At 60.9% G+C, this 11,997-nt stretch carries 14 protein-coding genes; 8 read left to right on the top strand and 6 right to left on the bottom strand.

Translation table 11 applies throughout. The annotated features are described in order from the left end of the window. Window positions 1-105 precede the first annotated feature (105 nt). The gene (locus J5M56_RS03450) at window positions 106-1,056 is read right to left on the bottom strand and encodes a class I SAM-dependent methyltransferase (protein WP_207869731.1); all 951 of its coding nucleotides are present in this window, start codon (window positions 1,054-1,056) and stop codon (window positions 106-108) included. Next, the gene (locus tag J5M56_RS03445) at window positions 1,056-2,330 is read right to left on the bottom strand and encodes an iron-containing redox enzyme family protein (protein ID WP_243430512.1); all 1,275 of its coding nucleotides are present in this window, start codon (window positions 2,328-2,330) and stop codon (window positions 1,056-1,058) included. The genes J5M56_RS03450 and J5M56_RS03445 overlap by 1 nt, the downstream gene beginning before the upstream one ends. Window positions 2,331-2,597: 267 nt before the next feature. On the opposite strand from J5M56_RS03445, the gene J5M56_RS03440 reads away from it, so the two are divergent. After that, entirely contained in the window at window positions 2,598-3,098 is a 501-nt protein-coding gene (locus tag J5M56_RS03440; RefSeq protein ID WP_186477845.1) for a DUF4142 domain-containing protein, read from the top strand. A gap of 36 nt (window positions 3,099-3,134) precedes the next feature. Here J5M56_RS03440 and J5M56_RS03435 read toward each other — a convergent pair whose 3' ends face one another. Then, window positions 3,135-3,653, bottom strand: coding sequence for an MgtC/SapB family protein (locus tag J5M56_RS03435; protein ID WP_186477846.1), 519 nt, complete (start codon window positions 3,651-3,653; stop codon window positions 3,135-3,137). 153 nt (window positions 3,654-3,806) lie between these two features. Next, complete coding sequence (locus tag J5M56_RS03430) at window positions 3,807-4,694, bottom strand: MerR family transcriptional regulator (protein WP_186477847.1); 888 nt, start codon at window positions 4,692-4,694, stop codon at window positions 3,807-3,809. A gap of 154 nt (window positions 4,695-4,848) precedes the next feature. On the opposite strand from J5M56_RS03430, the gene J5M56_RS03425 reads away from it, so the two are divergent. From J5M56_RS03425 to J5M56_RS03395, 7 genes are all read left to right on the top strand, one after another. Continuing rightward, the gene (locus J5M56_RS03425) at window positions 4,849-5,295 is read left to right on the top strand and encodes a PAS domain S-box protein (protein WP_186477848.1); all 447 of its coding nucleotides are present in this window, start codon (window positions 4,849-4,851) and stop codon (window positions 5,293-5,295) included. A 102-nt stretch (window positions 5,296-5,397) separates the two neighbouring features. Next, a complete protein-coding gene (locus tag J5M56_RS03420) occupies window positions 5,398-5,820 on the top strand; it encodes a nuclear transport factor 2 family protein (protein ID WP_207869727.1) in 423 nt (140 codons plus the stop codon). Beyond that, window positions 5,817-6,569 (top strand): SDR family NAD(P)-dependent oxidoreductase, encoded by a 753-nt coding sequence (locus J5M56_RS03415; protein ID WP_207869725.1) that lies wholly within the window; start codon window positions 5,817-5,819, stop codon window positions 6,567-6,569. The genes J5M56_RS03420 and J5M56_RS03415 overlap by 4 nt, the downstream gene beginning before the upstream one ends. A gap of 6 nt (window positions 6,570-6,575) precedes the next feature. Then, window positions 6,576-7,823 carry an FAD-dependent oxidoreductase gene (locus J5M56_RS03410; protein ID WP_207869723.1) on the top strand — a complete coding sequence of 416 codons (1,248 nt, stop codon included), beginning with the start codon at window positions 6,576-6,578 and terminating at the stop codon, window positions 7,821-7,823. Further along, window positions 7,820-8,629: a DUF1365 domain-containing protein gene (locus J5M56_RS03405; protein WP_207869721.1), complete on the top strand. Its 810-nt coding sequence runs from the start codon at window positions 7,820-7,822 to the stop codon at window positions 8,627-8,629. The genes J5M56_RS03410 and J5M56_RS03405 overlap by 4 nt, the downstream gene beginning before the upstream one ends. Then, window positions 8,604-9,866: a cyclopropane-fatty-acyl-phospholipid synthase family protein gene (locus J5M56_RS03400; protein ID WP_207869719.1), complete on the top strand. Its 1,263-nt coding sequence runs from the start codon at window positions 8,604-8,606 to the stop codon at window positions 9,864-9,866. The genes J5M56_RS03405 and J5M56_RS03400 overlap by 26 nt, the downstream gene beginning before the upstream one ends. Continuing rightward, window positions 9,863-10,354: a DUF2878 domain-containing protein gene (locus tag J5M56_RS03395; RefSeq protein WP_207869717.1), complete on the top strand. Its 492-nt coding sequence runs from the start codon at window positions 9,863-9,865 to the stop codon at window positions 10,352-10,354. The genes J5M56_RS03400 and J5M56_RS03395 overlap by 4 nt, the downstream gene beginning before the upstream one ends. Here the strand turns inward: J5M56_RS03395 and J5M56_RS03390 are convergent. Together J5M56_RS03390 and J5M56_RS03385 are read right to left on the bottom strand one after the other, a co-directional pair. Beyond that, window positions 10,319-10,474, bottom strand: a complete 156-nt coding sequence (locus J5M56_RS03390) for a DUF2256 domain-containing protein (protein WP_081016598.1) — start codon at window positions 10,472-10,474, stop codon at window positions 10,319-10,321. The two genes, J5M56_RS03395 and J5M56_RS03390, sit on opposite strands and share 36 nt — an antisense overlap. Beyond that, window positions 10,471-11,997, bottom strand: coding sequence for a cryptochrome/photolyase family protein (locus J5M56_RS03385; protein ID WP_207870139.1), 1,527 nt, complete (start codon window positions 11,995-11,997; stop codon window positions 10,471-10,473). Before J5M56_RS03385 ends, J5M56_RS03390 begins: the two co-directional genes overlap by 4 nt.

Raw genomic sequence — 11,997 nt, 5'->3', positions numbered from 1 at the left:
GCCACCTAGGCTTCGAGGGCGCTCAGCAACGCGTTGCTTTATTCGATCGTTAAACTTGCCGACAAATGGCGGCATTGGCTTGGCACCAAGCGCTCGGGACTACGATCAGTTCAGGCGAGTGACGGTCAGCGCTGTTACAGCGATGCGCTCCACGCGTTCGTAGCCTGGTTCGAGCAACTGCTCGCCAAACACGTCCGGGTCCAGCTCTTGGTAAGTCCAACCCAATTCAGGCCCAGCAAGAATCGGACGTATGGCTTCCTGGAACGCATCACGCCCATCAACGATAGCGACACCGGTATACAGCAACAACGTGCCACCTACTTTCAGACGCTCACAAGCCTGCTCGACAATTCGCAATGACAGCTCGGCGCCCAGCGCGGCGCCGCCATGGCGGTAAGCGCGGTGCTCGGCGTCAAGCATATAGGGTGGGTTCGCGACGATCAGGTCGAACAGCCCGGTCACTTCATCGAAAAGATCGCTGCGCGACACGGTGATGTTGCTTACCCCCGCCAGGGCCGCATTCACGGCCGTATACCGCAGCGCTTTGGGATTGATATCCACCGCACTGACCTGCGCATGGGGCGCGGCGCGGGCGATCAGCAATGCCCCAACCCCACTGCCGCAACCCATGTCCAGCGCATGCTGCACCGGCTCGGGCCGGCTGCGAAGATGATCTTGTATGCACTGGGCAAAGCGGTAGCTGTCTGGCCCGAAGAAGACCGCGTCGTGACTGTCGGTGGGCCAGGCTGAATGCACCAACAGCATTTCATCCAGGCTGGACCAACGTACCGTGCTGCGCCACAGGGCCCCCTGGGCGTCCAATACGCCTGCCACACGCAGTTGCTCCAGCTCGTCGGCGCTGATCAGCTGCGAGGCGAACGGACGGCTCCATCCGAATACATCACGCATTGTCTGCGCGCGTTGCGAACCTTCACGCGCATTGACCCTAGCCTGCGTAGCGGGCGTCACGCAGATGAATCGATAACCATCGGCCTTGAGCCGTTTTCCGAGCTGCAGCAACGCCTCGTCGGCATGTGCCTGAGTCGAATCGAGCATCACAGGAGCCCCCCGTGCATCAAGCCGGTTGCCTGTATGAACGCGCGCGTGGCATTGAGCCCCTGCTGGCTTGCGTGCCGGTTGCCGGCCATTGCCTGTATCAACGTATCCACATCCGTAGTGCGTGGAAAGATTGGCGCCTGGGTCTGCAGCTGCAAAGCGCGCTCCCATTGCCCTGGCGGCACTCTGCGCACTGCCGGGCGCTGCCAGGTGCCGGCGATCCAGTCATACCACAGCTGTTTTTCGTAGGCGTCGAACACGCCGAACATAGGTGCTGTAGGCCCTTCGATGACAGACCAGAACCGGCTTTCTTTCGGATCGGCGTTGCGCCTGACCCAGCCCTGATCTTCAAGCGCCTGCACGAACGCAGGCATCGAGCCAGGCTCGGCAAGCCATTCATTAATCGTGCGCCCGCTCAGCCGGCAGCGATCCGAATGCATGCACTGCCCATAGAGCCCTTTGCGCTCCAGGGCTTCGAACAACTCGGTCTGCAAGTCGAAAGAGGCGACCATCGAGGGCGTATCGTCACCCAGGTCGTTCAGGCGATATCCGTGGCGCACACGCTCGTAGAACGCCGGCCCCTCATCCTGGGCCAGGTCGGCGAAGCTGGACAGGGCCAGATTCGCATGGCCACTGGCAGCGTTGTCGATGGTCACGTGTAGCTGGAAGTAGTGCGCATCGATGCCCAACTCGGCCAGCTCATGGGTGGTGATCAGCAAGTGCAGCGGCGGTTGCTCATAGCCTAAGTTGTAGCCGATCACCTCTGGCAAGAACCGCTCACAGTGCTGCCCCAATGCCAGTTGCAGGGCGCCCTGCAGGTAACGTGCAGGTTCGAGCGGCGGCGACTGACGGCAGCCAAGACGGCTCAGCAGACGCTGAAAGATCAACACGTGATTGCAATGCGGGTCGCCATCACCAAGTTCCTCGAGGAACGTGCGGATCAAGCCGTGAAAGCGAGGGTCTTGCCAATGCCACAACATGCCGTGCAGCCAGGCGCCGTCCACTGCCTTGGTCGGTGCGACCTGATGCAAAAACCAAAGCGCGTGGGCACGGTTGGTGAAGTAGCGTCGAGGCGCACCCTCGCGGCGCTGCTGAAGATACAAGGCATGTTCATTGGCAACGCGTCGAGTGTGCTCATCAGCCCACTGCGGCAATCTCCGAGGATCGTCTGGCAGGTCATCGGGCAATACGCGTGCATGGCGCAATTGCTCGTCCAGCCATGTCTCGGTGTTTGCTTGGGGACCTTGGAGCAGGGCTTTGTAGCGGCTTTCCAGCCCTTCGCCGGCCTCGAACGTTCTGGGTGTGAAGTGAGCTTGGGTCGTGGCCACGTGCGTTCTCGTTTTTTTTGTAAGACATGAACAAACGAGTGGGCCACCCACCAGGAATTCGTTTCAATTTCAGGTTGACGGATGAATGGCAACTTGGCTGCAGCGGGTCGTGCGCAGAAGCCCCACTGCGTGAAAAAAACTAAACCTTCTGACGCGCAGCGGCTCAACCAATTGCGACATAGAGGTCGCCCCCATAAAACAAAGGAGTCAGAGATGAACAAGCCATTCTGGAAAATCGCCGGCGTCACCCTGCTGATGGGTCTCGCTTCACTTCAGGTCCAAGCGGCATCGTCCAATGACTTCGTCGACGCCGCGACCGAAGCGGGTATCGCAGAGGTGGTCACTGGCAAGCTGGCACTGGAAAAAAGCCAGAACGCAGACATCAAACAGTTCGCACAGCAAATGGTCACCGACCACACCAAGGCCAATCAGCAGCTGGGCGAAATTGCGCGCAAGCTCGACATTAGCGTCCCCGACGAGGCGGCGCTGACCGACAAGGTCAAGAAAATGATCCTGGAATGGCGCGAGGAGTCCTTCGACCGCTCGTACGTCAACAACCAGGTCGACGCACACGAGAAAGCCGTGGAGCTGTTCAAGAAAGAGGCGTCGTCCTCCGACAAACCAGAGCTCAAGGCATTTGCCAGCGAAACGCTGCCAACTCTTGAAGATCACCTGAAGCAGGCCAAAGCGCTGCAGGCTACTCACGCCAAATAACTTGCAAGGCTCAAGCCCTGGGAGTCGTAATACCCCTCAGGGTTTTCGGGTCTGCTCTTCTTCCCGTTTGTCTTCAGCCTGGCCCTCGGCCTTGTCCACCAGCAATGGCATGGTTCCAAGTACCAACAGGGCCAGCACCGTACTGACCAGTGCAGTGGCCTCGCGCCCCATACCGGCTGCGGTGCCGATCGCCGCTGTCATCCATAACCCGGCGGCTGTGGTCAGCCCCTTGACATGGCTGGTGTCCTGACCATTTCCTTTGAGAATGGTACCCGCCCCCAGAAACCCGATACCGGCCACGATACCTTGGATCACGCGGCTCAATGCCTGCTCATCGGCTCCAGCCATGCTCGGCGCCAGCACGAAAAGTGCCGCACCCAGGCTTACCAGCATATGTGTCCTTACCCCCGCGGATTTACCCTTGTGCTCGCGCTCAAAACCCAACACAGCGCCTAATACGGCAGCCATCAGCAGACGTACCACTATCCGCAAGATTTCGCGCCCATCACCAATATCGGCGAACTCGGCCAGAATCGTTTCCCAAATCATATCCATTGCCAGCATCCAGCTTGATCGAGCGCTGAACCTGGCGGGGCTGCAGGCAGGCTCGAGACTTATAGGAGTGAAGAGCGGTCTATCAGAACTGTTTCTGCTGCGATGACGATTCAAAACTGCCAGGGGTGCAACATTACTGCACCAAGGCTCCCATCAAATATCCAGTGCACCTGCGATAAGGGCGCTGAGCTTATCTGCGACATCGCCACTGGCCGCGTCCAGCAGGCATATCGGTACGCCTTCCAAAGCCGATTGTGTGCCTAACGCCCCCTCGGCAAGCAGCGCCAGCGGGCAGTCCACCTCCATCTGCACGCAACGCAGCGCTTTGGCCAAGGCCGTGTTGATCGGCCCCTGCAGCGCGATCACAAGAGCCGCGGGCTGCATGGAAGCACAGACCAATGGCAACTCCTCCAGTGGCTGCCCGCAACCAAGCACCTCAATGCGTTGACGCTCGCCACTGAGCAGCAGGCCGTGACACAAGAGCTGTAATTCGGCTTGCCCTGCCGTACCTGCCAGCAGCACGCGCGGGGCCTGCACCTGGTTCATCTGCAAGCGCATCAGTAAGCGAGCACGCAAGAACGAATCGAGAAACAGCCATTGGCTACGCTGCCCTGACGCAGCACCCGACGCCAGTTCGTACCAGACCGGCATCAGTACCTCGCGCAGCACGCAGGCCTTGGGTAACAACGTAAACAGTTGCCCATGGATCGCTTCGAGCGCTTGCCCATCGAAGGCCGCACAGGCCCGCAGCACGGCGCAACGCCATTGGTCGAACGGCGAGTGCTGCTGAAAGTGGACTTCGGGTTGGTTCGCGAGCCTGTCACCGACCTTACTGATCGGCAAGCCGTTGGCTGTCCAACGCAGGATGTCGCGGATACGCTGCACATCGCCTGGCGTGTACAAACGGTGGCCGCCTTCTGTGCGTTGCGGGCTTATCAACCCGTGCCGGCGCTCCCAGGCGCGCAAGGTGACCGGGTTGATGCCGGTCAGGCTGACCACATCGCGCATGGGAAGCAAATCGGGTTGAGGGGAGTCAGTCATAACTAAAAGTTGTCCGAGTAATGGCGCATTCTAAACTGATATGCACCTTCTGCGGCGAGCCCGCTTGCTTCATCATGCACTCAACAGCGCCAAAGCTTGCTGCACTCCAGCCTGAGCGCACCGAACACATACGAATTGCCTGTAGGTGGGCCTAATGATCAACGCAAAACTCCTGCAACTGATGGTCGAACACTCCAACGACGGCATCGTCGTCGCCGAGCAGGAGGGCAACGACAGCATACTCATTTACGTGAACCCTGCGTTCGAGCGACTGACCGGCTACAGCTCGGAAGATATTCTTTATCAGGACTGTCGCTTTCTGCAGGGTGAGTATCACGCCCAGGCGGGTGTTGGGATCATCCGCGACGCGATCCGCGAAGGCCGCCCTAGCCGCCAGGTCCTGCGCAATTACCGTAAAGACGGCAGCCTGTTCTGGAACGAACTTTCCGTGACACCCGTGCGCAATGAAGCGGACCAGCTAACCTACTACATCGGCATTCAACGCGATGTCACCGCACAGGTTAGCGCCGAGGAGAAGGTTCGCGAACTTGAAGCAGAAGTGGCCCAGCTGCGTGAGCAACTGGCTTTGACGCAGCGGTGAAGTAAATCTATACAAGACGGCAGCTATGTATAGATTATTTCGCCTGCTTCGGCTATACCTGTACAACAAATCCTTTTTGTACAGGATTGCCAGGAGCCAAGCATGTCAGTGTATCTACAGGACTTCGCCAAGCGCTTCGCCCGCCTTCAGGGCGACAACCTTGATGCGCTGAGCGAGCTGTATAGCGAGGACATCACCTTTCGCGACCCGCTGCACCACATACAGGGGCTCCCTGCCCTACGCGCCTACTTTCAGCAGCTGTACGCCAATGCCAGCGATATTAGCTATGAATTCACCGGTGCCGATGAAGTCGGCCCGGGACAAGGCTATCTGCGTTGGACCCTGCATTTTAGACATCCGCGCCTGGCCCATGGCCGGCCGATCACCCTGCAGGGCTGCAGCTTCTTGCAGTGGCGCGACCGTGTGCATGCCCATCAGGACTATTTCGACGCGGGCGCCCTGCTATACGAACATATTCCGCTCATGGGCAGCGCCATCCGCTGGCTCAAAGGCAGGTTGGCATGAGCCGCTGCTGGTTGACCGGTGCGAGCAGCGGTATAGGCGCCGAGCTGGCACGCATTCTTCTTGAACAAGGCCATCAGGTTGCATTGGGCGGGCGCCATGCACAACGCCTCGCGCCGCTGGCTGAGCGCTTCCCAGGGCAAGTTCTGCTAGCCATCGGCGAAGTGGACGATCCCCAACATGCTCCCGAGGCCGCAGCGCTGATCGAGCGCAGCTGGGGCGGGCTGGACTGCGTCATTCTTAACGCCGGCACGTGCGAATACCTTGAGCCTGGCCATTTCGATCCAGCGTTGGTCGAACGCGTCATGCGAACCAATTTGATGGGCGTCAGCTATTGCCTGGCAGCAGCCCTGCCCTTGCTTCGTGTCGGCAAGCGGCCCCATTTGGTCGTGATGGGCAGCTCTGTGACCTGGTTGGCCCTGCCCCGCGCAGGCGCGTACGGTGCATCCAAGGCTGCGGTGCGCTACTTGGTGGAGTCGCAGCGGATCGACCTGGCGCGTGAGGGCATCGCGGTCACCTTGGTCAGCCCAGGCTTCGTCGACACCCCCCTGACCCGCCGCAACGATTTCCCCATGCCGCAACTGTGGACGGCCCAGCGCGCCGCGCAATATATCGCCAAGCGCATGCCCGGCCAGCCGCTGGAAATCAACTTCCCGGTAGTTTTCACCTGGGTATTGCGCCTACTTGGAGCGTTACCCGTACGTCTGCGTCTGGCACTGGGCCAACGCCTGGCCCGTCATGAACAGGAATGATGATCCATGCGCATAGCAATCATCGGCAGCGGCATTTCCGGCCTGACCTGCGCCCACCTACTGTCGCGCAAACATGAGGTCACCGTCTTCGAGGCCGAGCAGTGGGTCGGTGGCCACACACACACGTTGGATGTGACCTACCACGGCCAGCGTTATGCGATAGATACAGGGTTCATCGTATTCAACGACTGGACCTACCCCAATTTCATCCGTTTGCTGGACCAACTGGGGGTGGCTTCGCAGCCCACCGAAATGAGTTTTTCCGTGCACGACCCGGCCACGGGCCTTGAGTACAACGGCCACGACCTGAACACGCTGTTCGCGCAACGGCGCAACTTGGTGTCTCCTGGTTTCTGGGGCATGATCAGGGACATTCTGCGCTTCAACCGCCAGGCATTGGCCGACCTGGACAGCGGTCGCATCGACAGCAACACCACGCTGGGCAGCTACCTGCAGGCCGAGCACTACGGGCAACGTTTCATCGACCACTACATCGTGCCAATGGGCTCGGCGATCTGGTCGATGTCGCGCGCCGACATGTTGCAGTTTCCCTTGGCATTCTTCGTGCGCTTCTGCCGCAATCATGGCTTGCTGTCCGTCAATCAACGCCCCCAATGGCGCGTCATCACCGGTGGCTCAAGCAGCTATATCGAGCCGCTGTGCCAACCCTTCGCCGACACCCTCAGGCTCAACTGCAAGGTTCACAACGTAGAGCGCGATGAAGGGGGGGTTACTCTGGTGAGCGCCGCAGGAACCGAGCGTTTCGATAATGTCGTTTTTGCCTGCCACAGTGATCAGGCCCTGAGCTTGTTGAACAAGCCAAGCCCAGAGGAGCGCGCCGTGCTTGGAGCCATTGGCTATGCCAGCAATGATGTGGTGCTGCACACCGATACCAGGCTGTTACCCCGTCGCAGGCGTGCCTGGGCCAGTTGGAACTACCGCCTCGGCGGCCCAGCCCAGGCGCCAGCGGCGCTGACCTACAACATGAACATTCTGCAGGGCCTGGAGGCACCCGCCACGTTTTGCGTAAGCCTCAACCAGACCGCGCTGATCGACCCGATGCAGGTGATCGCCAGGTTTCAATACGCTCACCCTCAATACAGCCTCGCAGCGTCGGCTGCTCAGGCGCAGCACGAGCTTTTGCAGGGCCAGCAGCACAGCTACTTCTGTGGCGCTTACTGGGGTAACGGCTTTCATGAGGACGGAGTGGTCAGCGCCTTGAAGGTGGCCGCCCACTTCGACGTGCGACTGTGAACAGCAGCCTGTGCCATGGCTGGGTCAGCCACCGTCGCCTGACGCCTCGGGCTCATGCTTTTGCTTATCGCATCGGCATGTTCTACCTGGACCTGGACGAGCAAGCCTGGCTCAAAAGCCTTTCACGCTGGCTGGGGCACTGGCGCTTCGCACCGCTGTGCTGGCGCGAAACCGACTATCTGCCGGGCAGCACCCGGCGCGGTGAATCACTGGCCGATGCCGCTCGCTCACTGGTCGAGCAGGCCACCGGCCAGAGACCCCTTGGGCCGGTGCGGCTGCTGACGCAGCTGCGGTGCTGGGGGTTGTCGTTCAACCCTGTGAGTTTCTACTTCTGCCATGACCACGAAGGCGTACTGGCGGCCATCCTGATGGAAGTACGCAACACGCCCTGGCGCGAACGCTTTCACTACGTGCTACCGGTGCAGGGCAACCTCACCAGGCCGTTCAGCGTGGCCAAGGCATTCCACGTATCGCCGTTCATGGGCTTGAACATGGACTATCACCTGCGCTTCTCACTGAGCGCGGACCACATTCGTATCCACATGCAAAATTGGCAAGACGGCCTGCAAGTCTTTGCAGCCGATCTTGCTCTGCATCGCCATCCCCTGAACAGGCGTTCGCTGCGCCGCTACGTGATGACGTTCCCATGGATGAGCTTGCGCACTGTTTCGGCCATCTACTGGCAAGCGCTGCGCCTGTTGCTCAAACGTACCCCTGTACATGACCACACCCTCAGCCAGGGCGACCTGGCCCTAGGCCAACCGTTCGAGGACCCCGAAAATGCCAAATCCCACCCTGAGTGTTAGCAAGTTCGTAGGCCTTGGCCCCTTGCTTGGCGGGCTGGCACGCAGTGCCGTACTTGCCCAACTGGGCAAGTTGCGCCATGGCCACCTACGCCTGCTTAGCCATGGCCAGCAATGGAGTTTCGGTGATCCTGCCAGCCCGTTGCAGGCAGAGGTGGAGATCCTCGATGACGCCACCTGGAGCCTGGTCGCCGGCAATGGTTCGATCGGTGCTGGGGAAGCCTACATTCACGGCTATTGGCGCAGCCCTGACCTGGCACGGGTGACGCGCCTGTTCGTCGCCAACCTAGAGGTGTTGGATGCGCTCGAGGGCGGCCTGGCCCGCCTGGCGCGCCCGGCCCTGCGGATGCTGCACAGGCTAAACCGTAACAGCCGCCGCGGGGCGCGGCGCAACATTCTGGCCCACTACGACCTGGGCAATGCCCTTTTCGAACGGCTGCTGGACCCTACCATGATGTACTCGGCAGCCCAATTCGAGTACCCGGAGCAGGAACTGGAGCAGGCTCAGTTGCATAAACTCGAGCGGATCTGCCAGAAACTCGAGCTCTGCCCAGATGATCACCTGCTTGAGATCGGCACTGGCTGGGGCAGCCTGGCCATCCATGCGGCCACGCATTACGGCTGCCGGGTCACCACCACGACGCTTTCCGAGGCCCAGTACAGCCATACCGTGGCGCGGGTTCAGGCCTTGGGCCTGGAGCAGCGCATCAGTGTGTTGCGCGAAGACTACCGCGACCTGCAAGGTCGCTTCGACAAGCTGGTTTCGATCGAAATGATCGAGGCCGTCGGTCATCGCTACTTGCCGGTGTATTTTCGCCAGTGCGCCTCGCTGCTCAAGCCTGATGGCCTGATGCTGCTGCAGGCGATCACCATTCGCGATCAACGCTACGCCCAAGCCCGCCGCTCGGTCGACTTCATCCAGCGTTACATCTTCCCAGGCGGCGCTTTGCCTTCGCTGAGCGTGATGCTCGATACCGCCAGCCGGCACACGGCGCTGAACCTGCTGCACATGGAGGACTTCGGCCCAGACTATGCGCTGACCCTCCAGCACTGGCGGGACAACTTGCGCCAGGCGCGCCCAGCGCTGGCAGAGCTTGGCTACGACGACACCTTCCAGCGCCTGTGGGAGTTCTACCTGTGCTACTGCCAGGGCGGCTTCGAGGAGCGCGCCATCGGCGTTGCTCACCTGCTCTTTGCCCCGCCCCTGGCACGTCGCGCGCCCCTGCCGGCAAGCGCATGACACACACTGGCAGAGTGCTTGCCAACGCCCTGTGGCTACAGGCTGGCTGGTGGCTGTGCGTACTGGGCGCACAACGCCCCTGCCTGTTGCTGCTGCTGATCCCGGGCTTGGCATTGCATCTGTGCCTGACCCCGGACACTCAGGGCGAAATCAAGGCCATGCTGCGTGTGACCTTGGCGGGGTGTTTACTCGATAGCGTACTGGGGGCGGCTGGCGTATTCGCGTTCGATACTGTCCCACTACCGCTATGGCTTGCGCTGATGTGGCTGGTGCTGGCCAGCGGCATGCGTCATAGCCTGGCATGGCTGAGCCGTAAATGGGGGATAGCAGCCCTGCTGGGCGCCGCAGGTGCGCCCCCGGCATACGTGGCTGGCGCCAGGCTAGCCGGGGTTGAACTGCCCTTGGGCGAGATCACCACTTGGCTCTTGCTGGCGCCGATCTGGGCCGCAGCCCTACCCCTGCTCCTGCGCCTTGCAACGTGGCGCTGAGCGGCGGCATCGCTCCGAGCAGTAGCGCACTTGCTCCCAACAGCGTGCCCAGCGCTTGCGCCAGTTGAACGGCCGGCCACAGACCACACAGACTTTGCTCGGCAACAAGCTCTTTTTCATATCGCCTGCCCCGCATCCAGTTGGGCCAACAGTGACTGCCCACGCTGCCACACGGCATCACGCCGGCTGGTAGACATGCCATCGAGGCTGCGATAAACCAGCGCCAACCTAGGGTTGGCCGACAGCACCGGCCGATGGCGAATGAGAAAATGCCAGTACAGGGCATTGAAGGGGCAGGCATCCTCCTCGGCCACATGATCGACCCGGTAGCTGCATTGCTGGCAATGGTCAGACATGCGTTGAATATATCGCCCGCTTGCGCAGTAGGGCTTTGAGCCCAGGTAACCACCATCGGCATGCAACACCATGCCCAGCGTGTTGGGTAGCTCGACCCAGTCGAAGGCGTCCATGTAGACGGCCAGGTACCATTCACAGATCGCACTCGGCACGATCCCGGCCAGCAAGGCGAAGTTACCGGTAACCATCAAGCGCTGAATATGGTGGGCGTAGGCCAACCGCAGGGTCTGCCCAATCGCTTGTGCCATGCAGCGCATGCGGGTCTGCCCGGTCCAGTAGAACTCCGGCAAAGCGCGGTCGTTACCCAGGTAGTTGAGTTCGGCGTACTCAGGCATACGCAGCCAGTAAACGCCATGCACATACTCGCGCCAACCAATCAGCTGACGGATGAACCCTTCAGCTGCGTTAAGCGGTACGCGCCGCTCGCGCCATGCCCGGTCGACGTCCTCGCACAGGCTGCGCACATCGAGCAGGCCCAGGTTGAGCGCTGCGCTGATGCGTGCATGGAACAGATAGGGGTCACCTTCAGCCATGGCATCCTGGTAGTCACCAAACGCCGCCAGACCGAATTGCAGAAAGTGTTCCCAGAGTTGCTGAGCTTGGGCGTGGGTAACGGGGTAGTCGAAGCCTTCGACGGCTCCGTAGTGGTCGCTGAAATGCAACCGCACCAAGCTGACGACTGCTACGGTGATCTCATCCTGCGGGAAATGCGCAGGAAACGGCCCATGCAAATGGCCGGGCAGGCGCTTGCGGTTCTGGCTGTCGAAGTTCCAGGCACCGCCTGCCGGGCTGCCGTCCAATTCCATCAACAGGCCGGTACGCTTGCGCATACCGCGGTAGAAGTGCTCCATACGCAGCTGGCGACGCTCGCTGGCCCAGCGCGCAAAAGCTTCCCTGGAGCACATGAAGCGCGTATCGCGGTGCCACACCAACGGCAAACCGGCATCTCGTAGCGCCTGCTCCAAGCGCCACTCGCCGCACTCGGTGAGATGAATATCAGTCGCCCCCAGCGCTTTGCGCCAACGCTGCAGCTCGCCAACGATGCTGCCGCTGTTGTCGGCGGCATCGAGCTCGACATAGTGCACCTGCCACCCGCGTTCGCGCAGTGCCTGGGCAAAGTGGCGCATGGCGCTGAATATGAGCACAATCTTCAGGGGATGATGGGGCACATAGCGGGCCTCCCCCTGCACCTCCGCCATCAGTATGGCGTCGGTGGCCGGGTCGAGCGCCTGCAGACTTGCCAGGTCGAAAGACAGCTGATCACCCAACACAAGGCCCAGGCGCAC

Origin of the sequence: Pseudomonas sp. 51_B (assembly GCF_017491595.1) — a bacterium.
In the GTDB taxonomy this organism is placed as follows: domain Bacteria; phylum Pseudomonadota; class Gammaproteobacteria; order Pseudomonadales; family Pseudomonadaceae; genus Aquipseudomonas; species Aquipseudomonas promysalinigenes.
Note: the sequence above shows the minus strand (reverse complement) of the source record. Positions and strands in the feature narration are given on the sequence as shown.